A 22,786-nucleotide genomic window follows, 5' to 3' on the forward strand; every position below is an offset into this window, starting at 1 on the left:
CTGCAACCCTCACCATGGGCTGGAAAATGGAGTTCAAGGACTACTACAGCATTCTTGGGGTGGAGCGCGGCGCCTCCGAAGACGAGATCCGGCGCTCCTACCGCAAACTCGCCCGCAAGTATCACCCCGACGTCAGCAAGGAAAGCGACGCCGAGGCCCGCATGCGCGACGTCAACGAAGCCTACGACGTGTTGCGCGACAAGGAAAAGCGCGAGGCCTACGACAACCTCGCCGCCGGCGTCTCGCCCGGGGGCGGCTTCCAGCCGCCGCCTGGCTGGGACGAAGGGTTCGAGTTCCATCGCGGCGCCGCCTCGGGCGAGGAGGCGCAATTCAGCGAGTTCTTCTCGTCGCTGTTCGGCGGCCGCGGCCGCCGCGCGCAGGGCGCGGGGCGCGAGCAGGAATTCCGCGCCCGCGGCGACGACCACCACGCGGCCATCGAGGTCGATCTCGAGGACGCGCTGCAAGGCGCCACCCGCGACATCAGCCTGCGCTCGATGACGGTCGACGACCAGGGGCGCCCGCAGGTGCAGACGCGCACGCTGAGCGTGCGGATCCCGCCGGGCGTGCGCGAGGGCCAGTTCATCCGCCTGGCCGGGCAGGGCATGCCGGGCTACGGCGGCGGCGAGAACGGCGACCTGTACCTGGAGGTGCGCTTCAAGCCCCACGCGCGCTATCGCGTCGAGGGACGCGACCTGTATATGACGCTGCCGGTGGCGCCCTGGGAGGCGGCGTTGGGCGCCAAGGTCAATGCGCCGACCCCGGGCGGCACGGTGGAGGTCTCGATACCCGCCGGTTCGGGCAACGGCCGCAAGCTGCGGCTGCGCGGCCGCGGTATTCCGGGCGACCCGCCCGGCGACCTGTATCTGGTGCTGGAGCTGGCGCTGCCGCCGGCCGACAGCGACGCGGCCAAGGCGGCCTACCGCAAGATGCAGCAAGACCTGCCGTTCAATCCGCGGCGCCACCTGGGGGTCTGATCATGAAAAAAGTCGTCATCAGCAGCGCCACCGTGGTGGGCAAATCGCAACCGCTCAGTGCCGACGATCTGGCGCGAGCCTGCGGCGCCGGGGTCGAATGGGTCGCGCAATTGGTCGAGGTCGGCATCGTCGACGCCAGCGGGTCGCGCCCGGCCGAATGGCGCTTCTACAGCATGGACCTGCAACGCGCGTTGCACGCGCGCCGGCTGGAGCGTGATTTCGGCGCCGGCCTCGATGCCGTGGCGCTGATCCTGGACCTGAGCCAGGAGGTGCGCCGCCTGAAGGCGCAATTGCGCGCGCTGGGCGCGACCGACGCGTAGCGCGGCGGCCCGCCCCGACCGGCTCGCGGGGCGTGGGCCGCATCAGCGACCGGGGCGGTCGGGGACGGTGCTGGCTCCGGCGGGGGCGCCTGCGGCACAATGGCCGCAGGGTCCGCCCCGGATCCAGGAGACAGACCATGTTGACCCTTTATCACGCGCCGCGCTCGCGTTCGTTCCGGATTCTCTGGTTACTGGAAGAGCTGGGCGTGCCCTATGACACCGAGATGGTGTCGATCCGCCGCCGCGACGGATCCGGCCATATCGCTCCCGACTACATCGACATCCACCCGCACGGCAAGGTGCCGGCACTGGTGCACGACGGCGTGCCGGTGTTCGAGACCCCGGCCATCGCGCTGTACCTGACCGACCTCTATCCCGAGGCTGGCCTGGGGCCCGTCGTGGGCGATCGGCAGCGCGGCCCCTACCTGACCTGGCTGGCGTATTCCACCGGCGTGTTCGAGCCGGCGATGACCGAGCGCGCCTTCAAGACGCCGCACCAGAGCGGCACGATGGGCTGGGGCTCGGCCGACGAGGTCGAGCAGGTCGTGACCCGCGTGCTGCAATCGCGCCCGTATTTCCTGGGCGAGCATTTCAGCGCGGTCGACATCGTGCTGGGCGGGACATTGCAGTTCATGATGCAGGTCAAGCTGATTCCCGAGAACCCGGTGTTCTCGGGCTATGCCGAGCGGTTGGCGGCGCGTCCGGCGATGCACCGCGCGCTGCAGCGCGACGGCGACATCGGCGAGCCCTGATTACCCCAGGCGTGCGCGCAGGTCCGCTTGCCACTGTGACGGTCGGCCCAGGTAGCGGCCCGGGTCGAGCACCGTGAAGGCGCCGTCGCGCTCGAGCGCCAGCGTCGGGAAGCCCGAGCCTCGCAGGCGCTCCAGCAGCGCGCGGCTTTGCGCGATGTGGCGATCGGTGGCGTCGCCAACCGTGGCGTCATAGGCGGCCTGGAAGGCCGCGCCATCCAGGCCGATGTCCTCGGCCAGGCGGCGCAGTTCAGCCGGGTCGGCAATGCGGCGGCCTTGGACGTAGTGGGCGCGTTGCAGGCGCTGCAGCATGTCCAGGCCGCGTCGGTCCAGGGCCTGGGCGGCCAGGATGGCGGTGGTGGGCGGGGCCGAGTCGAATACCGCGCCGCTGTCGCGCAGCAGGCCGTCGATGTAGTCCGGACCGAACACCTGGCCGGTCAGGCTCGCGATGCGTTCATCGTGCGGGATGACATAGCGCCGCAGCGCGTCGGTGACCGGCTGGCGGTTGCCGCCGGTCATCATGCCGCCGCCGTGCAGTGCGATGACCAGGCCATCGATGCCGCGGGCGGCCTGCAGCAGTGGCGCGGCGCCGTAGCACCAGCCGCACAGCGGGTCGTAGATGTAATGCAGGGAGGGAAGGGAAGAGGTAGCCATGGCGCCATGGTAGAGGCGCGCGCGCGCCGGACATAGCCCGGCGCGGTAGCCACAGTGTTGCGCCGCCCGTGCAGATGATCCGCGCGGCCGGCGCGCGGGCGTCAGCCCGCGATCTGCACGCCGATCCAGAACAGGCCGGCCGCCAGCAGCATGGAGGCGGGCAGGGTCAGGATCCAGGCCAGCAGGATGTTGCGCACCGTGCCGCCCTGCAGGCCGCTTTTGTTGGCGATCATGGTGCCGGCCACGCCGGACGACAGCACGTGGGTGGTCGACACCGGCAGGCTGAAGACGTTGGCCAGGCCGATGGCGCCGACCGCCGTCAACTGCGCCGACATGCCCTGGGCGTAGGTCATGCCCTGCTTGCCGATTTTCTCGCCCACCGTCAGCACCACGCGGCGCCAGCCGACCATGGTGCCGGCGCCCAGCGCCAGCGCCACCGCCACGATCACCCAGAAGGGCGCGTATTCGGTGGTGGCGGTCAGGTCGGCGCGCAGGCGCTGCAGGTCGGTGCGCTCGCGCGCCGGCAGGCCTTCGATGCGGGCCACCTTCTTGGCGGTGTCATCCAGGCACAGCAGGTAGCGGCGCACGTCGATGCGCTTGGCCGCCGACAGGTCGGCGTAGTTGCTGACGCCGTGCAGGTCGGCCTGCAGCGCGTCGATGGTGGGCAGGGTCAGTTCGGGATCGCAGCGGAAGGTGCGCGGCAGGTCCGAGGCCGAGCCGGCGCGCTTGAGCGCCAGGAAGTCGCCCAGCATGGCTTCGTTGCGCTGGTAGAACGCGCTCAGGTGGGTGGCTGCATCGCGCGTGCGCTCGATCTGGTAAGTGGTGCTGTTGGTGTCCAGCACGAAGTTGGCCGGCACGATGCCGATCAGCACCAGCATGATCAGGCCGATGCCTTTCTGGCCATCGTTCGAGCCGTGCACGAAGCTCACGCCCATGGCCGACAGCACCAGCACCAGGCGGTTCCAGAACGGCGGGTGTTTCTTGTTGTCGATGGCGCGGCGCTGCTCGGGCGTCTTGTGCATCTTCGACAGCGGCAGCCAGCGCTTGAGCGCCAGCAGCAGGCCGCCCGCGACCAGGAAGCCGGCCACCGGCGACACCACCAGCGAGGCGCCGATGTCGATCGCCTTGCCCCAGTTCACGCCCTCGGCCAGCGGCAGGTCGGTGATCAGCGCGTTGGCCAGGCCCACGCCCAGGATCGAGCCGATCAGCGTGTGCGAGCTGGAGGCCGGGATGCCGAAATACCAGGTGCCCAGGTTCCAGGCGATGGCCGCGGCCAGCATGGCGAACACCATGGCCAGCCCGCGTCCGGTATCGACGTTGATCAGCAGTTCCACCGGCAGCAGGTGGACGATGGCGTAGGCCACGCCGACGCCGCCCAGCAGCACGCCGAGGAAGTTGAAGATGCCGGAGAGCACCACCGCCAGGTGCGGCGGCATGGCCTTGGTGTAGATGACCGTCGCGACGGCGTTCGCCGTGTCGTGGAAGCCGTTGATGAATTCGAAGGCCAGGACGAACGTCAGGGCCAGTGCAAGGCTGAGGCCAACCCAGAGGTCTAGGCCATGAAAGAGGGTGGGCATGGAGGCGGGGGAGGTTCCGGCGGAGGCCCAGATTATTGCAGATTTGTGACCTGTCCCTGGTTGCTTCAGGCAACTCTCGCCGTTCCCCGGGTCCGGCAAACCGCTCGCGCGCCGTCGCCGTCGGCGCGGCCCGCTAGAACTTCTGGTACTGGAACTCGATCTCCAGGGGCTTGCCCAGGTTGGCCGAGGTGTCGGCCTGGATCATCATGACCGCCAGCAGGCCCAGGTAGAGCAGGCACAGCCACAGGGTTTTTCTCATCGCGCGGTGTCCTTGACGGCGTTCGGCGGGGGGGAGGGCGATTTCATGGGCGGAAGACCTCGGCGATGCGCTGGTTGACCCGCAGCCAGCCCAGTTCGCCCAGGTGCTGCACGTCGCGCAGGGTGCCGATCTCGTAGGGCGCATCGTACATGTCCATGCAGGCCATGGCGTAGCGCGCGCACAGCGCGTCGACCTGACGTTGCACGGGCGTGAAGCGGTCCAGGTCCCTGAAGACCATCGGGTGCAGCGGCTGCATCACGAACAGGGCATTGACGCCGTGGTTGCGCAGCAGCCGCATCAGCGCTTCCAGCTCGCGCAGTTCGTCCTTGCCGGTCAGCGGCTGGGGCTGGAAGGCGGTCTTGCCGCCGGCCGCGACCGTTTGCAGGTATTTGTCGAAGAAATCGTCGCGCACGGCGTAGCGGTTGCGCGTCATCTGCGCCTGTTCGGCTTCCTGGGCCTCGCGCGCCAGGGCGTCCCAGTCCACCACCCGGGCCGCCGCCGTCGGGCCGGCGGCTTCCTGCTCGGGCGCGGGGGCGGCGTGCGCGGGCGTCCACAGTCCGATCAGCCGCTGGCGGAAGACGTAGGCCTGCTCGGCCGCCATCGACCACGCCACCCGGGCGTCGCCCTTGTCGCGCAGCCAGCGCGCCACCTGTTCGCGGCCCTCGGGCTGGCGCAGCAGGCGCGGCAGCAGGGGATTGGCATGCTCGCGGAATTCATCCGGGCCCAGCCCGCCGTCGCCGTCGAACCAACCCGGCGACACCATGATGACGACGCGCGAGGCGGACGACAGGTCGTCGGCCAGCGCCGCCAGCACCAGTTGCATGCCCAGCGACTGGAAGCCGGAATGGCCGTAGGCCATGACCGGCATGCGCAGCTCGTCGGCCAGGAAGCGGTAGGGCACGAAGCGCAGGTCGGTGCTGGTCAACTCGGACGACCCCAGCACCACCAGCCGGTCGCCGGTGCGCAGCGCCTGGCTCAGCCGCGACAGGTTGCGGGTCTGGTCTTCCAGGGTGTTGCCGAGGTTATGGATGTAGACCCCGGTCGCCGCTTCGGCGCACGGGCCGGTGCGCAGGGCCAGCCAGTGCCAGGCGCCCCAGCCCGCGGCCAGCGCCACCGACAAGGCCAGCGCCGCCGCCAGCGCATGCTGCCCGAGGGTGCGTGTGAACATGAGGAACCAGGAAGGCGCGGAGCGCGGATCGGGGTGAAAGAGAGGATTGTGAGCGGATGTTATCCAGCCCCCATGACCGAGACAAGGGCGCAAACCCGCGGGTGCCCGCGGATTCCCCTTTTTGCCACAGGGGGACCGGCGCCCCCGGCCGGCCGCCGGGCGGAGAATGCGATAGCATCCCTGTCTGGCGGGGTCCTGGATTTCCAGGATTGACCGCGCCCCGGCCCGCCGGCGGCGCCCGTGCCCCGCGCCTTCCGTCCACCCCACGCCCGATCGCCCATGACCGCCCCTACCCGTATCGCCCGCCGCCATCCCGACGAACTGATCATCGGCCTGGTGTCGATTTCCGACCGCGCGTCGGCCGGCGCCTACCAGGACGAGGGCCTGCCGTCCCTGCGCGCCTGGCTGGGCGGTGCGCTGGCCTCGCCGTGGCAGGCGGTGGACCGGCTGATCCCCGACGAGGCGGCCCGCATCTCCGAGACGCTGATCGAGCTGGTCGACACCTGCGGCTGCGATCTGGTCCTGACCACCGGCGGCACCGGTCCGGCGCGGCGCGACGTCACGCCCGAGGCCACGCTGGCGGTCGGCACCAAGGAAATGCCGGGCTTCGGCGAGCAGATGCGCCAGATCAGCCTGCGCTTTGTGCCCACCGCGATCCTGTCGCGGCAGGTCGCCGTGGTCCGTGAACGGCCGGCGCATGCCGCCCTGATCGTGAACCTGCCGGGCCAGCCCAAGGCGATCCGCGAGACCCTCGAGGGCCTGAAGGCCGACGATGGCTCGACGCTGGTGCCGGGCATCTTCGCCGCCATTCCCTATTGCATCGACCTGATCGGCGGGCCCTATGCCGAGACCCGTCCCGAGGTCATCGCCGCATTCCGCCCCAAGTCGGCGCGCCGCCCGCAGCCGTCGCCGGACGCTGCGGTATAGTTGGCCGCCTCTTTCCATTCCTTGCCAGAGAGTCCCGATATGAAGGTCCGTACCGCCTTGTCCCTCACCGCCGTCGTGCTCGCCGTGTCCGCCTGCGCCAACGTCAAAGACGTCCGCGACCGCGATCCGGTGTTCTACGGCTCGACCCCGCGCACGGCCGAGGACTACACCAACTGCGTTGCCGCGGCCTGGAAGGACCAGGGCGTGCGCTTCGAGCGCAAGGCGGTGCGCAACGGCTTCGAGCTGATCCAGTCGGACAGCCTGGGCGTCGAGGCGGTGCTGACCACCACCACCTGGAAGGGCAAGACCGAGGCGCGCCTGTCGACCCGCATCGCGCGGCGCGACCAGACCCTGATCGAACCCGCCAACCTGTGCCTGCAACAGTGATGCCGCGACGCCGAGACATGCTGCGGCTGGGCCTGGCCGCGGCCGCGGTGGGCCTGGCCCTGCCGGTGCGCGCCAAGCAAGCGCCGGCCGCGCAGCAGGGCGGCTTCATCAGCCGCAAGCTCAATGCGCCGGTGCCGGGCGGCGTCGCCGTGCTGGCGCTGGGCGACGCGGCGACGGCGCCCGAGGTCACCTACCGCGACCGCCGCGTGCTGGTGGTGCGCGAAGATGGCAAGCAGTGGATCGCCGTGGTCGGCATCCCGCTGGCGGTCAAGCCGGGCCCACAGGAAATCTCCGTGCGCGACGGCGCCGGCACGCGCCAACTGCCGTTCACCGTGCGCGCCAAGGAATACGTGGCGCAGCACATCACGCTGAAGAATCCGCGCCAGGTCAATCCCGATCCTGAAGACATGAAGCGCATCGAGCGCGAGATGACCGAGCAGAGCGCCGCCAATCGCGCCTATCGCGCCGGCGTCACGCCCAGCAACCTGCTGCTGGACCGTCCGGTCAGCGGCGGCCGCCTGTCCAGTCCGTTCGGCCTGCGCCGCTTCTTCAACGGCGAGGAACGCAATCCGCACTCCGGCCTGGATTTCGCCGTGCCGGCTGGCACGCCGATCAAGGCGCCGGCCGCCGGCGTGGTGTCGTTGGTGGGGGATTATTTCTTCAACGGCAAGACCGTCTTCCTGGACCATGGCCAGGGCTTCGTCAGCATGTTCTGCCACATGTCGGCCATTGACGTGAAGGTCGGCGATGTCGTGCCGCGCGGCGGGGTGGTCGGCAAGGTCGGCGCGACCGGCCGGGCGACGGGCCCCCACTTGCATTGGAACGTCAGCCTGAACGATGCGCGGGTCGACCCCGCGATCTTCATCGGCGCCTTCAAGCCCTGACCCGGCTCGGATCCGTCGGCGCGGCAAGGCCGCGCCGGGCGCGGGCGCCGCTTGAAACCCGGAAGGCCTGGGAAAGGGCCGGCCGCCCTCAGGCGGTGGCCGCCTGCGGCGCGGGCGCGTCCTGCGCTTGTTGCAGGGAGATGCGGTGCAGGATGTACTGATGCATGCGCTCGGCGTACATCATCTTGTCCAGCATGCCGTGCAACTGCACTTCCTGTTCATCCAGGCAGTTGTCGTATTTGGTCTTGGCCTCGGCATAGGTCAGGCCGGTGTTGCGCAGGCTGTTGATGAACGATTCCCGCGATTGATGCAGCAGGCGCAGGCCTTCTTCCCCCTTGGCGAATCGTCTTCGCGCCAGGGAGAGCTGGTCGGCCGCTTCTTTCAATTCCTGTGTCAGATCCATCTTGCTGCTTCATGCGTGTTCCGCCGGGCCTGGCGCCGGGGGAGCGCCATTCTTTCACGAACCGGGGTCTTGCGCATTACTACGGCAGGGCGTGCGCGAGTTTAAGGTCACGGGGCAACCCGCGGCGGCGCGCCCGCCGTGGCGGCAGGCCGGCGCGAACGCCGGCCACCGCGGCTCAGCGGCGGTGGTGCTGGGGGCGGCTCGCCGGGGCCGGGCCGCGCTCATCCTTGTGACGGAAGTTGATGCGGCCCTTGGTCAGATCGTACGGCGACATTTCAAGCGTGACGCGGTCGCCGGCCAGGATGCGGATGCGGTGCTTGCGGATGCGGCCGGAGGCGTAGGCGCCCACTTCGATGCCGTTGTCCAGGGTGACGCGGTAGCGGCTATCGGGCAGCACTTCGTCGACGATGCCGTCCAGTTCGATGAGTTCTTCTTTAGCCATTCTCTACTCCTTGATCAATACGCGCCGCCATGCCGTCGGCATGGCGCGCCACCCGGGGATGGCGAGCGCGTCGGACTCTGTTGGCCAGGTCCAGCGGTTGAACGTAAAACGTCCGGGCAAGCGCGGGTATGGGCCACGGCATCCCAAGCGGATGTCTGAAATGACGGATACTCGCGCCGCGAGGGCAGGGTGCGCGTGATGCGCAGCTTGGTCGCGGGTCGGCGCTTGTGGCGCGTCGCCGGAAGAAGCGGGTTGGAGTGTCTGCTGCGATGCCGGGCGACGCGGGTCGCGCCACGGGGCAAGGGCAGGTTTCACCCAAGAAAACCGGTTGCAGCGTTGCGGGAATGCCGGGCGTAAGTCCGGCCAGACCCGCCACTGCGGGTAGGTACTCAGACTGCCACCGTGGGTTGGCACTCAATGTTGTGAACGAAGCCCGGTTTTTGCGGAAAAATCACGGACTTATGTTACTGCAAAGCGCAATGATTAGCCAGTTTTTATCCGGCCTGGCGGCGTGATAGTTGCTATTGAACGACTGCGCCGCGCCCGATCCGGGCATTGGAAAGGCGGGCGGCGCTCGCCCCGCGCCGCCGGAGGCGGGGCGGAGGGCGTCCCTCATTGCGCCGCGATGCGCGCCTGGTAGTCCGTTTCCCAGCGCTGCAGCGCCGACCAGAACGGGCCTGGCGCGCGGCCGGCCTGGCGCGCCGCCAGCACGCCCAGGTGCGCATGCCAGCCGGCGGCCACGTCGATCATGTCGGCACGCGAGGCCAGCTTGCGGTGTGTCAGCACCAGGCGTGTGCCTTCGCCTTGCGGCGACAGCTCGAACGTGACTTCAGACGGCTGGCCCTGCGAGCCGCCCCAGGTGAACGCAAGCAGCCTGGGCGGTTCGCAGCGGGTGATGATGCCGTGGGTGGTGACGCCGTTCTCATAGGGCTTGTAGGGCGCCGGCGTGGGCTCGGCCACGGATGACAGATCGGCGTGCACGAAGCGCAGCGTGACGCCGCCGCCTTCGCGCAGCTCCATGTCGCCGCTCGCCAGCCACAGCCCGCGCTTGTCGGATTCGGTCAGGAAGGCCCAGACCTGTTCCACGCTGCCGGGCAGGACGCGGGTGAAGCAAAGGGAGGTGGGGCTGGTGACGACAGCGTAATCACTCATGTTGGCTCTCCGAAGATGCGGTCGGGGGCGCATGGGCGGCCAGCGCGGCTTCGAGCGCGTCCAGCCTGCCCGACCAGAAGTGTTCATAAAAGCGCAGCCATTGCATGGCTTCGGCCATCGGGGCCGGATTCAGGCTGCATACATGGCTGCGGCCGTTGACGGTCCGCCGCAGCAGGCCGGCCCGTTCCAGCGCCTGCACGTGTTTGGAGGCGCCGGCAAAACTCATGCGCAGGGGCGCGGCCAGTTCACCGATGGTCCTGTCTCCGCCGGCCAGGCGCCGCAGCATGTCGCGGCGCGTGGGATCGGCCAGCGCGCGAAAGACGGCATCGAGGGATGGAGGAGGCAGTGGTTCAACCATGAGGTTGAATATAGCCGTGCTTCTCGTCCAAGCTCAACTGTATGGTTGAATTTTTATGTAACGGCGTGGGGCAACGCCGTTTCCGCGTCCTCGTAGGCCTCGGAATACTGCGGCAAGGTATCGGTGATGTCGAACCAGGGCGCCTTGCTGGCGACGTGGCAATGCGCGCCGGGCTTGACGCCGGGGTCGTCGTCCAGCGCGCCCAGGGGCAGGCCGTAGATGTCGGGCGTCTGGTCGAAGCGGCTGAGCAGCGGCGTGCCGCAGGCTTCGCAGAAGCCGCGGTAGTTGCCCGGCGACGAGCAGTACCAGGTGACGTGGTTTTCCCCTTTGGTCCAGGCGAAGTCCTTGGCCTGCACGGTGGCTCGGCTGCGGAAGGCGGCGCCGTGCGACTTGCGACACATGGCGCAATGGCAGTTCAGGGCGTCGGTGAGCGGCCCGGTGATCTGGTAGGTAACGCGGCCGCAGAGGCAGGAACCGTTGAGCATGATGACCGCCTGTCGGAAGGGGGGGCGAGACTTTGAATATACCCGCCGCCCGCGACCGTGGCGCGGGCCTATATGACGGATGTCTTTCAGTCGGTTGCCGTGACCCCTATTTTCAGCCAAATGATTCGATCGCCAGGTCATCGCGCTGTCATGCCGCGAAAACAGAATGCGCGAATGAACCAATCCAAGGGGATTCAACGATGACCTACGCCATCGAAGTACAGGGGCTGAGCAAGTCCTTCCATCCCGGCGCCCGTGCGCTGGACAACGTCGACCTGCGCGTGGCGGACGGCGAGATGGTGGCGCTGCTGGGCGCCTCGGGCTCGGGCAAGTCGACGCTGCTGCGCCATCTGGCAGGCTTTGTGGTCGGCGACGCGGGGCAGGGCAGCGTCACGGTCAACGGCCAACTGATCCAGCGACATGGCCGCCTGTCGCGCCAGGTGCGCGGCGCGCGCGCCAGCATCGGCTTCGTGTTCCAGCAATTCAACCTGGTGGGCCGCCTGCCGGTCATCACCAATGTGCTGACCGGCCTGTTGCCGCGGGTGCCGCTGTGGCGCAGCCTGACGCGCGTGTTCCTGCGCGACGAAGTGCGCCAGGGGCTCGACGCGCTTGCCCAGGTTGGTATAGACGACTACGCATTTCAGCGCGCATCGACGCTGTCCGGCGGCCAGCAGCAGCGCGCCGCCATCGCCCGCACGCTGGTGCAGAACGCCCGCGTGATCCTGGCCGACGAGCCGATCGCCTCGCTCGACCCCGAATCCTCGCGCCGCGTGATGGACACGCTGGCGCACATCAACCGCAGCCGCAAGGTGGCCGTGGTGGTCTCGCTGCACCAGGTTGATGTGGCGTTGCGCTACTGCCCGCGGGTGGTGGCGCTGCGCCACGGCAAGGTGGTCTACGACGGCCCCTCGGCCGACCTGACGCCGGCCATGCTGCGCGACCTGTACGGCTCGGAACTGAGCGAGCTGCTTCCCGAATACACGCCGCAAGCCCAGCCCCTGCCGGGCCTTGCGTCGCTTTCCCGACAGGCCTGCGCGGCCTGACCCCGCCCGTTTCCTACCCGGAGCTTTCCATGCTACGCAGAACCTTTGTGGCCCTGATCGCCGCTGCCGCCTTGTCCACGCAAGTCCATGCGCAAGAGGCCAAGCCGTTGAACTTCGGCATCATTTCGACGGAGTCGTCGACCAACCTGAAGTCGGTGTGGCAGCCCGTCATCGACGACCTGAGCCGCGCCATCGGCGTGCCGGTCAAGCCGTTCTTCGCTTCCGACTACGCCGGCATCATCGAAGGCATGCGCTTCAACAAGGTGCAGATGGCCTGGTACGGCAACAAGGCGGCCATCGAGGCGGTGGACCGCGCCAGCGGCGAAGTGTTCGCGTCCGTCATCGACAAGGATGGCAACGCGGGCTACTGGTCGCTGCTGATCGTCAACAAGGACAGCGACATCAAGAGCCTGGATGACCTGCTCAAGCGCCGCGGCCAATTGACCTACGGCGCCGGCGACCCCAACTCGACCTCGGGCACCGCCGTGCCGGGCTACTACCTGTGGGCCGCCAACAAGATCGAGCCCAAGACCTTCTTCAAGGCCGTGCGCGTCAGCAATCACGAAACCAATCTGCTGTCGGTCATCAACAAGCAGGTCGACGTGGCCGTCAACAACACCGAGGCGCTGGAGCGCTACCGCCTGAGCACTGGCAAGGACGCCAACGACAGCGTGCGCATCCTGTGGAAGTCGCCGCTGATCCCGGCCGACCCGCTGGTCATGCGCACCGACCTGCCGGCCGACATGAAGGCCAGGATCCGCGATTTCTTCGTCAACTACGGCAAGGGCAAGGATGCCGCGCGCGAAATGGCCAACCTGAAGGCGCTGACCTACCAGGGCTTCCGCGCCTCGGACAACCAGCAACTGGTGCCGATCCGCCAGATCGAACTGGCACGCGAGAAGGCCAAGATCGAAGCCGACGCCACCATCGGCCAGGCCGAGAAGCAGAAGCAACTGGCCGACCTGGACGCCAAGCTGGCCAGCCTGGGCCAGCCCACCGCCAAGCAGTAACGATGCCGCGCCGCGCCGGCGCCTTTCCGTCAAGCGCCGGCGCGCGTCCATCCGATTTCCCTACTCCGGAATTCTCATGACCCTGGCCGTGCCTTCTTCCCGTTCCCCCGCCGCCCCGCGCTCGTCGTTGCCGGTCCTGCTCGTATGGGCCTTTGTGCTGGCGCTGCTGGTCATGTCTTGGCGTGGCGCCGACATGCGGCCGCTGGACCTGTTGCGGGACTCGGGCAACATGGCCCAGTTCGCGGCCGACTTCTTCCCGCCCAATTTTCGCGACTGGCGCATGTACCTGGACGAGATGATCGTGACGGTGCAGATCGCGGTGTGGGGCACGTTCCTGGCGATCGTGGTGGCCGTGCCGCTGGGGCTGCTGTGTTCGTCCAACATGGTGCCGGCCTGGGTCTACCAGCCGATGCGGCGCCTGATGGACGCCTGCCGCGCCATCAATGAAATGGTGTTCGCGATGCTGTTCATCGTGGCGGTGGGCCTGGGGCCCTTCGCCGGCGTGCTGGCGCTGTGGGTGCACACCACCGGCGTGCTGGCCAAGCTGTTCTCCGAGGCGGTCGAGGCCATCGACCCGCGTCCGGTGGAAGGCGTGCGCGCCACCGGCGCCAACGCGCTCGAAGAGATCGTCTACGGCGTGATCCCGCAGGTGCTGCCGCTGTGGATCTCGTACTCGCTGTACCGCTTCGAGTCGAACGTGCGCTCGGCCTCGGTGGTGGGCATCGTCGGCGCCGGCGGCATCGGCACCGTGCTGTGGGAAATCATCCGCAGCTTCCGCTACGCCGAGACCTGCGCGGTGATGATCATCATCGTCGGCTTCGTGGTCGTGATCGACATGGCCTCGGCCCGCATCCGCCGCGCGCTGATCTGAGCCACGGGGCGCGCCGAGGCGCGCCCCGCATTTCAACCGGCCGGCGTCAGCGCCAGGAAGGCCGGCAGGGCCAGCAGGCCCGCCAGCCGGGCGGCGGCGATGTCGGCCGGCGTCAGCGCCGCGCGCGGCATCAGGAAGTTGACGGTGCCCAGGCAGGCGCCGTCGAACACCACCGGCACGTTGATCACCGATTGCAGGCCGAGCGCCTGGATCGCGTCATGGTCGTCGAAGAATTCGCGGATCGCGTCGACGCCCTCGCCGATGAAGACCTGGCGTTCGAGCAGCACGTGGCGGCCCCAGGCCGTGCCGCGCTTGTCCTTGCTGCCGCCGGGCGGATAGGCGGCGGCGTTCGAACTGTACAGCCGCACCACCCGCATGCGTTCGGCGTCATGGCGGTTGATGGTGCACAGCGTGTGCCCCAGCGTGGCGTGGGCATGCGCGTCGAGCGCGGCGAAGGCGGCCGGGGCCGAGGCCCCGTCATAGGCCAGCGCCAGGCGTTCGAGGGTGTCGGACGTGAGGCTCATTCGGCGGTGATTCCCAGTTCCTTGATCAGCTTGCCGTACTTGTCGGCGTCGCGCGCCAGCACCTGGCCGAACTGCTCCGGCGTGGTGTCCAGCAGCAGCACGCCCATGTCGCCCATCTTCTTGACGACGTCGGGGCGCTTGAGGATCTTGTTGATCTCCTGGTTCAGGCGCGTGGTCAGTTCGGGCGGCATGCCGGCCGGGCCGAAGGCGCCGTACCAGACCGACAGTTCATAACCAGGCAGGGTCTCGGCCACGGTCGGCACCTCGGGCAGCAGCGGCGAACGCTGTTCCTCGGTGACGGCCAGCAGCTTGAGCTTGCCGGTCTGCACGTGCGGCAGGGTCTGGGTGCCGGCGCTGAACAGCACCTGGGTGCGGCCGGCCACCGTGTCCAGCACCGCGGGCGCGCCGCCGCGGTAGGGGATGTGCATCATCTTCACGCCGGCGGCCTTCTCGAACAGCGCGGCGCTCAGGTGATTGGTCGAGCCCTGGCCGGCCGAGGCGTAGGCCACCTTGTCGGGGTTGGCCTTGACGTAGTCGATGAACTCCTTGACGTTGCTGGCCGGCACCGAGGGATGCACCACCATCGTATTGGTGACCAGCGCCAGTTCGGCGATGGGCGTGAAGTCCTTGACGCCGTCGAACGGCATGTTGCCGTAGAGCGCCTGGTTCATGGTGTGGGTGCTCATCGAGCCGACCAGCAGCGTATAGCCGTCGGGCTTGGCGCGCGCCACGAAGGTGCTGCCGATGTTGCCCGAGGCGCCCGAGCGGTTCTCGACGATGACGGGCTGGCCCAGCGACTGCGTCAGGCCTTCGGACAGCACGCGCGCCAGGATGTCGGTGGAGCCGCCGGCGGCCCATGGCACGATCAGCGTGATCGGCTTTTCGGGCCAGGCCGCGTGCGCCAGCGCGGGCGCGGCGCAGGCCAGGGTCAGGGCGCAGGCGCGCAACAGTCGTCGGATGGTCTTCATGGTGTTTACCCCTTGTGATGTGGCCGGTCTGTGCGCCGGCTGGATGGAAAAATGGTTCATCGGCCGACCGCGTAGCCCTGCATGCCGCGCGGGTTGGCGGCGGCGCGCAGCAGCAGGCCGCCGCCGGCCGCCGGTTCGCGGGTGCAGGCGCTGATGCGGCCTTCGGACCAGTCGGGGCCGACGCGCAGGTCATGGCCGGCCTCGCGCAGCGCTTGTTGCGTGGCTTCGGGCAGGCGGCCCTCGACGGTCAGGCGGTTCAGCGTCAGCGAACGCGGCCAGAACGAGCCCGGGAAATGGTCGATGTGCCAGGACGGCGCGTCGATCGCCTGCTGCAGGTTCAGGCCCATGGCGTGGCGCAGGAAGAAGGACACGGTCCACTGGTCCTGCTGGTCGCCGCCGGGCGTGCCGAAGGCCATGTAGGGCAGGCCGTCGCGCAGCGCCAGGCCGGGCGACAGTGTGGTGCAGGGCCGCTTGCCGGGTTGCAACTGGCCGGGCACGCCCTCGTCCAGCCAGGTCATCTGCAATCGCGTGGTGAGCGGAAAGCCCAGCGCCGGCACCACCGGGCTGGACGACAGCCAGCCGCCGGACGGCGTGGCCGCGACCATGTTGCCGTCGCGGTCGATGACGTCGATCTGGCAGGTGTCGCCGACGAAGATCTCGCGGGCGGCCCATTCCGCCACCGGCGGCAGCGCCGCGAAGGTCGGCTCGCCCACGCCGAAGCGGGTGTCGGACGCGGCCAGGGTGCGGGCGGCGGCTTCCAGGTCGGGCAGGCGTGGCGCGCGGCCATCCGGGGATCCGGGCTGCAGCGTGGTGGCGGCGCGCGGGCCGATGGCGGCGGCGCGCGCGCGGGCGTAGTCGTCGCTCAACAGCGCGGCCAACGGCACGTCGACGAAATCGGGATCGCCGTACCAGGCGGCGCGGTCGGCGAAGGCCAGCTTGGCGGCCTCGGCGATGCGGTGCACGAATTGCGGCGAGGCCGGGTCCAGTCCGTCCATTTGCAGGTGGCGCAGCAGCGCGAGCTGCTGCAGGTGCACCGGGCCTTGCGACCAGACGCCGCATTTGGCAACCGTGTAGCGGCCGTATTGCAGCGTGACCGGATCGTCGTAGCGGGCGCGCCAGTCGGCCAGGTCGGCCTTGCGCAGCAGGCCGCGATTGCGCTGGCCGGTGGTGTCGCGCACGGCTTCATGGGTGTAGTAGGCGTCGATCGCGTCGGCCACGAAACCGCGGTACCAGACGGCCAGCGCGGCGTCGATGCGGCCATTGCGGTCGGTCGCCGCCGCGTGCGCTTCGTCGAGGATGCGGGTGTAGGTGGCGGCGATGGCCGGCGTGCGCAGCAGCGCGCCGGGCGCGGGCACCTTGCCGTCGGGCAGCCAGACGGCGGCCGAGCTGGTCCACTCGTCGCGGAACAGGGCCTGCACCGCCAGGATGGCCTGCGAGATGCGCGGCACCAGCGGGAAGCCGTTGCGGGCGTAGTCGATGGCCGGGCGCAGCACGTCGGCCAGTTCCCAGGTGCCGTAGTCGCGCAGCATCGTCAGCCAGGCGCCGAAGGCGCCGGGCACGGTGGCGGGCAGCAGGCCGATGCCGGGCACCAGGTCCACGCCGAGTCCGCGGAAGTAGGCCGGCGTTGCCAGCGCCGGCGCGGGCCCCTGGCCGCACAGCGCGCGCATGCGGCCTTCGCGTTCGCTCCACAGCAGGATCGGCACTTCGCCGCCGGGGCCGTTCAGGTGCGGCTCGACGATCTGCAGCGTGAAGCCGCCGGCCACCGCGGCGTCGAAGGCGTTGCCGCCGCGCTCCAGCACGCCCATGGCGACCTGCGACGCCAGCCAGTGGGTGGACGAGGCGACGCCGAAGGTGCCGCGGATTTCGGGGCGGGTGGTGAAGTCGGACATGGGCGGGGTCGGGCGAGGTGGGGATACGGCGCAGTATAGGATCGTGAAATAACTGATGTGTCCGTTGTTGGCATAATTGAATAACCAATCAGTTATGAGTAGACCGCCTTGACCTGGGACGCCGCCCGACTCGCCAACCGCCTGCGCCACCGCCACCTGGTGCTGCTGGCGAATATCGCCAAGCACGGCACGCTGACCCGCGTGGCGGCCGCCACCGGCATCAGCCAGCCCGCCGCCACCAAGGCGCTGGCCGAGCTCGAAGACATCTTCGGCGCGCCGCTGTTCCTGCGCACCGGGCGCGGCATGCAGCCCACGCCGCTGGGCGAGCTGGCGCTGGTGCGGGCCCGCCGCATGCAGGGCGACCTGGACCTGTGGGCGCGGGAGGTCGAGGCGCTCCACGACGGCCGCGCGGCGCATCTGCATGTCGGCGTGGTGCCTTACGTGTCGAGCGCGCTGCTGACCGCCGCCATCGGCCGGCTGCACCAGCGCCACGGCGTGACCCTGACGCTGCACCGCGCCACCACCGACCACCTGGTGCCGATGCTGCGGCGGCACGAGCTCGATTGCATCATCAGCCGGGCGACCTCGACCCTGGCGCAGGACGACCTGACCCATCGCGTGCTGTACCGCCAGCGGCCGCGCCTGATCGCGCACAGCCGATTGGCGCAGCGCCTGGCGCGGCGCGAGGCGGACTGGGCGGCGGTGGCGCGGATGGATTGGGTGCTGCCGGCGGTCAACACGCCGACGCGCCAACTGATCGTCGAACACTTCATCCGCGCCGGCCTGCGTTCGCCGGCGCCGGTGCTGGAAGCCTATTCCACCGATGTGATCGAGGGCATGCTGAGCGCCAACCCCGCGCTGATGTCGGTGGTGCCCGAGGACATCGCGCGCGAGCTTTGCCAGCGCGGCAAGCTGGGCATGGTGCCGTGGGACTTCGGCTGGGAGTTGCCGCCGATCAACCTGATCCGCCGCCGGCGCGAGCAGGCGCTGGCGGCCGAGGAGTGTTTTTCCGACATCCTGCTGGAGCTGTGCGCCGACCTGGGGCCGGACGCTCGACCGCGGGAGTGAGGCGCCCGGCCGGCGCGGCCGTGGCTCCGCGGCGGCCGTTTCGCGGTGATGCCGGCGCGGGCTACGCGATCAGCCGGCCGCGGGCAATATCCAGCAGTTCGGCGGTGGCGGCTTCCGGCGCGCCGTTGTTGCCGACGCGCAGCAGGCGGCATCCCTCGGGGACAGGGAAGTCCTGCGCGGCGCGTTGCAGGCGCAGCGCGATCTGTTCGGACGTTTCGCGGCCGCGCGCCGCCAGCCGCCGCGCCAGTTGCGCGGGGTCGACCGTGACCTCGACAGCCGTCAGCGCCGGATAGCGCCGGTGCGCCTCGGCCAGGTGCGCGCGCGAGCCGTTGATGATGACGGCCGCGCCGCCGTCCAGCCAGGCGTCGACCTCGATGCCAATGCCGTACTGCAGGCCGTGGCTGGTCCAGCGCAAGGCGAAACAGCCCAGGGCGGCGCGGCGCGCGAATTCTTCGGCGCTCAGGCACAGTGCGTCTTCGGTGGCGCCGCTATCGCGCGTGATGTAGCGGTGCGCCACCAGCACCGGTTCGTTGTCGCGCAGCCCGGCGCGCAGCAGCCGCAGCAGGGTGTCCTTGCCGCTGCCGGAGGCGCCCATCAGGTAGACCAGGCGTTCGCCGCTGGCGGGAACGGGCGGGTTCATGCCGTCGCCGATCCTTGCAGGTAGGCCGCGCCCGCCGCGTCGATGTGGCCGCCATCGAAGGGATAGTGGCGCGCGACGATGAAGTCGGCCCCCGCTTGCGGCTGGACGTAGACGCTGACGCCGGGCACCTCCATGGGCTGGCCGCGCAGCGGATCGGCGAACGCCGCGATGCCGGCCCGCGCCTGCTCCAGCGCGGCGCCGTCGAGCTTGCCGGTCAGCGTGATGTGGAAGGTGAAGGTGTCGAACACATAGGGGTAGCCCCAGCGCGCCAGCATGGCCTGCTGTTCGGGCGACAGCGCGTGCGCCTGGCGCCGGGCCAGTTCGGCGGGGGTGGCGGGCGCGCGCAGGTCGTCCAGGCCGCGCACGGCGGCGGCGGCCAGGGCGTTGATGCGGGCCTGACCGTCGGTGTCGGCGGCGGCGATGCGCCACGCCAGGAAGCCGCGCAGCGGCTCGCATTCAAGCTGGATGGCAAAGGCGCTTTCGCCGGCGGCAAGTCGGCGCGCGGCGGCGTCCACGTCCTGCGGCGCGGCGCCGGGGCGCAGCCGGAACGGCGGCTTCAGCGTGGCGTGCAGGCCGTAATGGCGCGGCGCCTCGGTCCAGTCGCGCGCGGCCTCGGGCTGGCCGGGCAGCGGCGGCAGGGCCTGGCCGGTATCGGCGCAACGGCCCAGCCAGCGGCTGCCCAGTTCGCGCCAGGGGCCGGCGGGGGCGAGATACAACGCATAGCGGTGGGCCGACGGCATGATCAGGCCGCCATGCGCTGATTGTGGTCGTCGCCGAAGGCACGGGTGGCGTAGCGCAGCTCGCCGCCGACGATGGCGGCGCAGACGCGCGGCAGGCCGGGCACGTGATCGTCGACCACGATGGCGTCGGCGATCAGTCCGGGCGCCAGCGCGCCGCGATCCTGAAGGCCCGCGGCGCGTGCCGGGTTCAGCGACACCAGGTTCCAGGCCTGCTCCAGCGGCAGCACGCCGTCGTTCACCAGGCGCAGCGCCGCCGCCAGCGGCGCGGGGTAGTAGTAGTCGGAGGTCAGGACGTCGCACAGGCCGGCGCGCACCATTTCGGTGGCGCTGGGGGCGTTGGTGTGGCTGCCGCCGCGCACGACATTGGGAGCGCCGAACACCACCGAGTTGCCCAGGTCGCGGGCCACGCTGGCCGCCTCGCGCGTCAGCGGGAATTCCGCCACGCCGCAGCCCAGTTGGTGGTAGTAGCGGCGGGTGGCGGCGTCGGGATCGTCGTGCGAGGCGACCCGCAGTCCGGCCGCCTGGGCGCTGGCGGTCAGCTCGCGCATGGCGTCGGCCACGGAGTCGGCCGCGCCCATGGCGCGGCGGATGCGTTCCTGGAAGGTGTCCAGGTCGCATTCGGCGCGGTCGGCGTATTGCAGCAGCTTGCGGTCGTCGCCCAGGCGGCGGGCCATGCTGGGCAGGTGGTCATTGAGCGCGACGAAGCGCACGCGGCCGTCGCGGATCCATTGCTGCGCGGTCTCGACCCCGCCGACGTGATGGGTCTCGAAGCGCAGGTGCACATAGTGGCGCGCGCCCATGATGTGTCCCATGCGTTCCAGTGCGGCGAACATGCGCTCGGCGTAGGCCTCGCCGCGCAGGCCGCCTTCCCACGACAGCGTGACGCCGTGGAATTCGGTGGTGATGCCGTTGGCCAGCAGTTGGCGGTCGACGTCGAACAGGGCGCCGTCGTAGGGGAAAGTGACGCTGGGGCGCGGCATGATGGCGCGTTCGAAGGCGTCGCCATGCAGGTCGACGATGCCGGGCAGCACCAGCAGGTTGCCGGCGTCGAACCAGGCCGCGCCGCGCGCGGCCGCGTTGCTGGCGTCGTCGATCAGTCCTCCATGGAATCGCAGGCTGGCGTGCTCGATGCCGCGCGGGGTCAGGATACGTTGGCCTGTGACACCGGCCAGGGGCGAGGGGGCGTGTGCTTGGTTCATGAATGGAAAGTTAGCGGCGTAGCATTACAACCAGATGTCTAGATGAGTGAAATCGCAGGGCGGCGCAAGCGGCCGCGCGCGGCCGCCGCGCACCGGCCTCAACTGTCGTCGGCCACCATGAGCTGGACCAGGTCGCCGACGAAGCGGGTGATGCTGTATTGCAACGGCGCGCCGGCCTGGTCCACGTTCAGCGCCTCGACCTGCAGGATCGGGCGCGTCTTGGGCTGGCCGAGGATGCGCGCCACTTCCGGAGACGGCAGCGTGGCGGTGATGCGCGACCATTTGCGCGTGTAGTCGCCGATGCCGTAGTGGGCGTAGACCTTCGAGACCGAGCGCAGCGCGTTCATGCGCTCGATGAAGTCGGGGAAGCGCTTTTCGTCGAAGTAGTGTTCGGAGGTGCTGATGGGGCGGTTCTCGGCCTTGCCCACCATCTGCACCCGCAGCAGCGGGGCGTTGCGCGCCAGGCCCAGGTGCTTGGCGATGTCGGCGGCGCGCAGCGTCTGGCTGCCCAGGGCTTCGAGGTGGCCCAGCATGCCCTGGCTGCGCAGGTTCTCGGAAAAGCGCGTGCGCTTGCCGATGGCGTAGTCGATGGCGTGTTCCTGCACGAAGGTGCCGCGCCCCTGCTCGATGCGCACCAGCCCGCTCTGTTCCAGCTCGCCCATGGCGCGCCGGATGGTGTGGCGGTTGACGGAGAACTTGGCGGCCAGCTCCGGTTCGGAGGGCAGTTGCTCGCCCGCCATGTACAACTTGTTGCGGATGTCGTCCGCCAGCGACTCGCCGATCTGTCGCCACACGGCGATACCGGAACCTCTTTCGACCATAGGATGTGCTCGTGCTGTCATATCAGCTTCATCAAGAATGGCTGTGATTGTGCACCAAGCGGCGGACGCGGGATAGGCAATGCGTCCCCGCCGCAACTGTCATCAAAAATTCACGCCAGGCTGTTGAACTTCCACTTGAACGCGATCATACTCCATCCAGTCGTCTAGACGTTTAGAGGAAATAATGGACCATCCACAAACCGCGCAGGGTGAAATCCAGGCGCAACGGGCCGCCTGGATGCGGGTGTTGGCGCTGGCCGATCCGGCCATGCTGGAAGGGGCGTTCGGCGCGCTTGGCGGCGTGCCGCCGTATCAGATGCTGCGCCCGGCGCAGACCGGCATGGCCATGGCGCGGGCCCGCAGCGGCGGCACCGGGGCGCGTTTCAACCTGGGCGAAATGACGGTGACACGTTGCGCCGTCAGCCTGGACAACGGCGTGGTCGGCATCGCCTACGTGCAGGGCCGTTCGCTGCGCCATGCCGAGCAGGCCGCGGTGGCCGACGCGCTGCTGCAACTGCCCGACTGGCACGACACGGTGCAGGCGCAGTTGATCCAGCCGCTGGCGCGCGAACGCGCCGAGCGCGTCGAGCGCCAGGCGCGCGTCGCCGCGCAGACCAAGGTCGAATTCTTCACGATGGTGCGAGGCGAGGACTGACATGCATCAAGAACTTCTTGGCGCGGCCGCCGCGAGCCGCAAGCTGCTGCCGGGCTTCGCGGACCCGGTGAACGACGCCCAGGCCACCTTCCGCACCGCGCTCGACGCCATGGCGCATCCGGGCCGCGTGTATGAAGTGGCCGCCGCCAGCGGCGTGCCGGCCGGCCTGTCGCCGGCGCTGACCGCGCTGCTGCTGACGCTGGTGGACGTGGACACGCCGCTTTGGCTGCCGCAGGGCCTGGACGCCGGCGTGCTCGATTTCCTGCGCTTCCATTGCGCCTGCCCGATGGTGCCGTCGGCCTCTCTGGCGCGCTTCGCGGCAGTGCCGGCTGGCGGCAGCGCGCCCGCGCTGGCGTCGTGCCATCCCGGCGACCCGGCCTATCCGGATCTGTCCACGACGCTGCTCATCGAGGTCGCGTCGCTGGACGCAGGCGCCGAGGTCACGCTGACCGGCCCCGGCATCCAGAGCCGCCAGGCGCTGCGCGCCGCCGGCCTGCCGGACGGTTTCTGGCGCGACTGGCGCATCAACCATCAACGTTTTCCGCTGGGCGTCGACGTGTTCCTGACGCACGGGCGGCAACTGTGCGCGCTGCCTCGCGGCACGCGCGTGGAGAGCTGA

At 69.5% G+C, this 22,786-nt stretch carries 28 protein-coding genes; 12 read left to right on the plus strand and 16 right to left on the minus strand.

Annotated elements, in window-relative coordinates; all coding sequences use genetic code 11:
• The first annotated feature begins 26 nt into the window (after positions 1-26).
• The 3 genes from SB816_RS18675 (at position 27) to SB816_RS18685 (ending at position 2,046) form a co-directional block, all read left to right on the plus strand.
• Entirely contained in the window at positions 27-974 is a 948-nt protein-coding gene (locus tag SB816_RS18675) for a DnaJ C-terminal domain-containing protein (RefSeq protein WP_054501014.1), read from the plus strand.
• Between the two features lie 2 nt (positions 975-976).
• Positions 977-1,294: a chaperone modulator CbpM gene (locus tag SB816_RS18680; RefSeq protein ID WP_064528244.1), complete on the plus strand. Its 318-nt coding sequence runs from the start codon at positions 977-979 to the stop codon at positions 1,292-1,294.
• Positions 1,295-1,431: 137 nt separating this feature from the next.
• Positions 1,432-2,046, plus strand: a complete 615-nt coding sequence (locus tag SB816_RS18685) for a glutathione S-transferase family protein (RefSeq protein WP_144655338.1) — start codon at positions 1,432-1,434, stop codon at positions 2,044-2,046.
• On the opposite strand, the gene SB816_RS18690 is transcribed toward SB816_RS18685, so the two are convergent.
• The 4 genes from SB816_RS18690 to SB816_RS18705 form a co-directional block, all read right to left on the minus strand.
• Positions 2,047-2,697 (minus strand): DsbA family protein, encoded by a 651-nt coding sequence (locus SB816_RS18690; RefSeq protein WP_410547367.1) that lies wholly within the window; start codon positions 2,695-2,697, stop codon positions 2,047-2,049.
• 101 nt (positions 2,698-2,798) lie between these two features.
• Positions 2,799-4,274 (minus strand): inorganic phosphate transporter, encoded by a 1,476-nt coding sequence (locus SB816_RS18695; RefSeq protein ID WP_054501018.1) that lies wholly within the window; start codon positions 4,272-4,274, stop codon positions 2,799-2,801.
• Positions 4,275-4,407: 133 nt separating this feature from the next.
• Positions 4,408-4,533, minus strand: a complete 126-nt coding sequence (locus SB816_RS18700) for a hypothetical protein (RefSeq protein WP_020926707.1) — start codon at positions 4,531-4,533, stop codon at positions 4,408-4,410.
• Between the two features lie 43 nt (positions 4,534-4,576).
• The gene (locus SB816_RS18705) at positions 4,577-5,701 is read right to left on the minus strand and encodes a D-alanyl-lipoteichoic acid biosynthesis protein DltD (RefSeq protein ID WP_175189424.1); all 1,125 of its coding nucleotides are present in this window, start codon (positions 5,699-5,701) and stop codon (positions 4,577-4,579) included.
• A gap of 279 nt (positions 5,702-5,980) precedes the next feature.
• Between SB816_RS18705 and mog the strand changes: the two genes are divergently transcribed.
• The 3 genes from mog to SB816_RS18720 are packed head-to-tail and all read left to right on the plus strand — an operon-like array spanning position 5,981 to position 7,899.
• A complete protein-coding gene (gene mog, locus SB816_RS18710; RefSeq protein WP_054501020.1) occupies positions 5,981-6,628 on the plus strand; it encodes a molybdopterin adenylyltransferase in 648 nt (215 codons plus the stop codon).
• Positions 6,629-6,667: 39 nt separating this feature from the next.
• Positions 6,668-7,015 (plus strand): hypothetical protein, encoded by a 348-nt coding sequence (locus tag SB816_RS18715; RefSeq protein ID WP_054501021.1) that lies wholly within the window; start codon positions 6,668-6,670, stop codon positions 7,013-7,015.
• Positions 7,015-7,899: a peptidoglycan DD-metalloendopeptidase family protein gene (locus tag SB816_RS18720; protein ID WP_175167517.1), complete on the plus strand. Its 885-nt coding sequence runs from the start codon at positions 7,015-7,017 to the stop codon at positions 7,897-7,899. Before SB816_RS18715 ends, SB816_RS18720 begins: the two co-directional genes overlap by 1 nt.
• Positions 7,900-7,987: 88 nt before the next feature.
• Here the strand turns inward: SB816_RS18720 and SB816_RS18725 are convergent, their stop codons facing one another.
• The 5 genes from SB816_RS18725 to SB816_RS18745 all read right to left on the minus strand — a co-directional run bounded on the left by SB816_RS18725 (position 7,988) and on the right by SB816_RS18745 (position 10,739).
• Positions 7,988-8,302, minus strand: a complete 315-nt coding sequence (locus SB816_RS18725; RefSeq protein WP_269874453.1) for a hypothetical protein — start codon at positions 8,300-8,302, stop codon at positions 7,988-7,990.
• Positions 8,303-8,477: 175 nt separating this feature from the next.
• Positions 8,478-8,744, minus strand: coding sequence for a translation initiation factor IF-1 (gene infA, locus SB816_RS18730; protein ID WP_054501024.1), 267 nt, complete (start codon positions 8,742-8,744; stop codon positions 8,478-8,480).
• Between the two features lie 612 nt (positions 8,745-9,356).
• Positions 9,357-9,896, minus strand: coding sequence for an SRPBCC family protein (locus SB816_RS18735; protein WP_054501025.1), 540 nt, complete (start codon positions 9,894-9,896; stop codon positions 9,357-9,359).
• The gene (locus SB816_RS18740) at positions 9,889-10,254 is read right to left on the minus strand and encodes an ArsR/SmtB family transcription factor (RefSeq protein ID WP_064528257.1); all 366 of its coding nucleotides are present in this window, start codon (positions 10,252-10,254) and stop codon (positions 9,889-9,891) included. The genes SB816_RS18735 and SB816_RS18740 overlap by 8 nt, the downstream gene beginning before the upstream one ends.
• Before the next feature lie 53 nt (positions 10,255-10,307).
• Positions 10,308-10,739 carry a GFA family protein gene (locus tag SB816_RS18745; protein ID WP_054501027.1) on the minus strand — a complete coding sequence of 144 codons (432 nt, stop codon included), beginning with the start codon at positions 10,737-10,739 and terminating at the stop codon, positions 10,308-10,310.
• 200 nt (positions 10,740-10,939) lie between these two features.
• Here SB816_RS18745 and phnC point away from each other — a divergent pair, with 200 nt between their 5' ends.
• From phnC to phnE, 3 genes are all read left to right on the plus strand, one after another.
• Positions 10,940-11,782 (plus strand): phosphonate ABC transporter ATP-binding protein, encoded by an 843-nt coding sequence (gene phnC / locus SB816_RS18750; protein WP_144655336.1) that lies wholly within the window; start codon positions 10,940-10,942, stop codon positions 11,780-11,782.
• Positions 11,783-11,811: 29 nt separating this feature from the next.
• Positions 11,812-12,792 (plus strand): phosphonate ABC transporter substrate-binding protein, encoded by a 981-nt coding sequence (phnD, locus tag SB816_RS18755; protein ID WP_144655335.1) that lies wholly within the window; start codon positions 11,812-11,814, stop codon positions 12,790-12,792.
• Between the two features lie 76 nt (positions 12,793-12,868).
• On the plus strand, positions 12,869-13,663 hold the full coding sequence (gene phnE, locus SB816_RS18760) for a phosphonate ABC transporter, permease protein PhnE (RefSeq protein WP_020926712.1): 795 nt from the start codon (positions 12,869-12,871) through the stop codon (positions 13,661-13,663).
• Between the two features lie 32 nt (positions 13,664-13,695).
• Here the strand turns inward: phnE and SB816_RS18765 are convergent, their stop codons facing one another.
• From SB816_RS18765 to SB816_RS18775, 3 genes are read right to left on the minus strand one after another with little or no spacing between them, the layout of a single operon-like run.
• Entirely contained in the window at positions 13,696-14,187 is a 492-nt protein-coding gene (locus SB816_RS18765) for a GAF domain-containing protein (protein WP_054501030.1), read from the minus strand.
• Positions 14,184-15,155 (minus strand): Bug family tripartite tricarboxylate transporter substrate binding protein, encoded by a 972-nt coding sequence (locus tag SB816_RS18770; RefSeq protein ID WP_054417151.1) that lies wholly within the window; start codon positions 15,153-15,155, stop codon positions 14,184-14,186. Before SB816_RS18770 ends, SB816_RS18765 begins: the two co-directional genes overlap by 4 nt.
• Positions 15,156-15,211: 56 nt before the next feature.
• A complete protein-coding gene (locus SB816_RS18775; protein ID WP_410547368.1) occupies positions 15,212-17,044 on the minus strand; it encodes a gamma-glutamyltransferase family protein in 1,833 nt (610 codons plus the stop codon).
• Positions 17,045-17,152: 108 nt separating this feature from the next.
• On the opposite strand from SB816_RS18775, the gene SB816_RS18780 reads away from it, so the two are divergent.
• Positions 17,153-18,112, plus strand: a complete 960-nt coding sequence (locus tag SB816_RS18780; RefSeq protein ID WP_054501032.1) for a LysR family transcriptional regulator — start codon at positions 17,153-17,155, stop codon at positions 18,110-18,112.
• A 61-nt stretch (positions 18,113-18,173) separates the two neighbouring features.
• Here SB816_RS18780 and phnN read toward each other — a convergent pair whose 3' ends face one another.
• From phnN to phnF, 4 genes are all read right to left on the minus strand, one after another.
• Positions 18,174-18,752, minus strand: a complete 579-nt coding sequence (gene phnN / locus SB816_RS18785) for a phosphonate metabolism protein/1,5-bisphosphokinase (PRPP-forming) PhnN (protein ID WP_175167521.1) — start codon at positions 18,750-18,752, stop codon at positions 18,174-18,176.
• Positions 18,749-19,492, minus strand: a complete 744-nt coding sequence (locus SB816_RS18790; RefSeq protein WP_410547369.1) for a DUF1045 domain-containing protein — start codon at positions 19,490-19,492, stop codon at positions 18,749-18,751. The genes phnN and SB816_RS18790 overlap by 4 nt, the downstream gene beginning before the upstream one ends.
• A gap of 2 nt (positions 19,493-19,494) precedes the next feature.
• Positions 19,495-20,691 (minus strand): alpha-D-ribose 1-methylphosphonate 5-triphosphate diphosphatase, encoded by a 1,197-nt coding sequence (locus SB816_RS18795; RefSeq protein WP_054501035.1) that lies wholly within the window; start codon positions 20,689-20,691, stop codon positions 19,495-19,497.
• Positions 20,692-20,789: 98 nt separating this feature from the next.
• A complete protein-coding gene (gene phnF, locus SB816_RS18800; RefSeq protein ID WP_054501036.1) occupies positions 20,790-21,512 on the minus strand; it encodes a phosphonate metabolism transcriptional regulator PhnF in 723 nt (240 codons plus the stop codon).
• Positions 21,513-21,696: 184 nt separating this feature from the next.
• Between phnF and phnG the strand changes: the two genes are divergently transcribed.
• Positions 21,697-22,167, plus strand: coding sequence for a phosphonate C-P lyase system protein PhnG (gene phnG, locus SB816_RS18805; RefSeq protein WP_144655331.1), 471 nt, complete (start codon positions 21,697-21,699; stop codon positions 22,165-22,167).
• 1 nt (position 22,168) lies between these two features.
• Positions 22,169-22,786 carry a phosphonate C-P lyase system protein PhnH gene (gene phnH / locus SB816_RS18810; protein ID WP_064528275.1) on the plus strand — a complete coding sequence of 206 codons (618 nt, stop codon included), beginning with the start codon at positions 22,169-22,171 and terminating at the stop codon, positions 22,784-22,786.

The organism is Achromobacter sp. SIMBA_011 (assembly GCF_046535435.1).
GTDB classification, from domain to species: domain Bacteria; phylum Pseudomonadota; class Gammaproteobacteria; order Burkholderiales; family Burkholderiaceae_B; genus Achromobacter; species Achromobacter dolens.

Coding starts and splice junctions, on each gene's coding strand:
- SB816_RS18745 (WP_054501027.1), bottom strand. CDS start 10,739: ATGCTCAACGGTTCCTGCCTCTGCGGCCGCGTTACCTACCAGATCACC.
- SB816_RS18695 (WP_054501018.1), bottom strand. CDS start 4,274: ATGCCCACCCTCTTTCATGGCCTAGACCTCTGGGTTGGCCTCAGCCTT.
- SB816_RS18735 (WP_054501025.1), bottom strand. CDS start 9,896: ATGAGTGATTACGCTGTCGTCACCAGCCCCACCTCCCTTTGCTTCACC.
- phnE (WP_020926712.1), top strand. CDS start 12,869: ATGACCCTGGCCGTGCCTTCTTCCCGTTCCCCCGCCGCCCCGCGCTCG.
- infA (WP_054501024.1), bottom strand. CDS start 8,744: ATGGCTAAAGAAGAACTCATCGAACTGGACGGCATCGTCGACGAAGTG.
- SB816_RS18700 (WP_020926707.1), bottom strand. CDS start 4,533: ATGAGAAAAACCCTGTGGCTGTGCCTGCTCTACCTGGGCCTGCTGGCG.
- phnH (WP_064528275.1), top strand. CDS start 22,169: ATGCATCAAGAACTTCTTGGCGCGGCCGCCGCGAGCCGCAAGCTGCTG.
- SB816_RS18770 (WP_054417151.1), bottom strand. CDS start 15,155: ATGAAGACCATCCGACGACTGTTGCGCGCCTGCGCCCTGACCCTGGCC.
- phnF (WP_054501036.1), bottom strand. CDS start 21,512: ATGGTCGAAAGAGGTTCCGGTATCGCCGTGTGGCGACAGATCGGCGAG.
- SB816_RS18680 (WP_064528244.1), top strand. CDS start 977: ATGAAAAAAGTCGTCATCAGCAGCGCCACCGTGGTGGGCAAATCGCAA.
- SB816_RS18725 (WP_269874453.1), bottom strand. CDS start 8,302: ATGGATCTGACACAGGAATTGAAAGAAGCGGCCGACCAGCTCTCCCTG.
- SB816_RS18740 (WP_064528257.1), bottom strand. CDS start 10,254: ATGGTTGAACCACTGCCTCCTCCATCCCTCGATGCCGTCTTTCGCGCG.
- SB816_RS18715 (WP_054501021.1), top strand. CDS start 6,668: ATGAAGGTCCGTACCGCCTTGTCCCTCACCGCCGTCGTGCTCGCCGTG.
- SB816_RS18775 (WP_410547368.1), bottom strand. CDS start 17,044: ATGTCCGACTTCACCACCCGCCCCGAAATCCGCGGCACCTTCGGCGTC.
- SB816_RS18685 (WP_144655338.1), top strand. CDS start 1,432: ATGTTGACCCTTTATCACGCGCCGCGCTCGCGTTCGTTCCGGATTCTC.
- phnC (WP_144655336.1), top strand. CDS start 10,940: ATGACCTACGCCATCGAAGTACAGGGGCTGAGCAAGTCCTTCCATCCC.
- SB816_RS18765 (WP_054501030.1), bottom strand. CDS start 14,187: ATGAGCCTCACGTCCGACACCCTCGAACGCCTGGCGCTGGCCTATGAC.
- SB816_RS18720 (WP_175167517.1), top strand. CDS start 7,015: ATGCCGCGACGCCGAGACATGCTGCGGCTGGGCCTGGCCGCGGCCGCG.
- SB816_RS18790 (WP_410547369.1), bottom strand. CDS start 19,492: ATGCCGTCGGCCCACCGCTATGCGTTGTATCTCGCCCCCGCCGGCCCC.
- phnD (WP_144655335.1), top strand. CDS start 11,812: ATGCTACGCAGAACCTTTGTGGCCCTGATCGCCGCTGCCGCCTTGTCC.
- SB816_RS18795 (WP_054501035.1), bottom strand. CDS start 20,691: ATGAACCAAGCACACGCCCCCTCGCCCCTGGCCGGTGTCACAGGCCAA.
- SB816_RS18675 (WP_054501014.1), top strand. CDS start 27: ATGGAGTTCAAGGACTACTACAGCATTCTTGGGGTGGAGCGCGGCGCC.
- SB816_RS18690 (WP_410547367.1), bottom strand. CDS start 2,697: ATGGCTACCTCTTCCCTTCCCTCCCTGCATTACATCTACGACCCGCTG.
- phnG (WP_144655331.1), top strand. CDS start 21,697: ATGGACCATCCACAAACCGCGCAGGGTGAAATCCAGGCGCAACGGGCC.
- phnN (WP_175167521.1), bottom strand. CDS start 18,752: ATGAACCCGCCCGTTCCCGCCAGCGGCGAACGCCTGGTCTACCTGATG.
- mog (WP_054501020.1), top strand. CDS start 5,981: ATGACCGCCCCTACCCGTATCGCCCGCCGCCATCCCGACGAACTGATC.
- SB816_RS18705 (WP_175189424.1), bottom strand. CDS start 5,701: ATGTTCACACGCACCCTCGGGCAGCATGCGCTGGCGGCGGCGCTGGCC.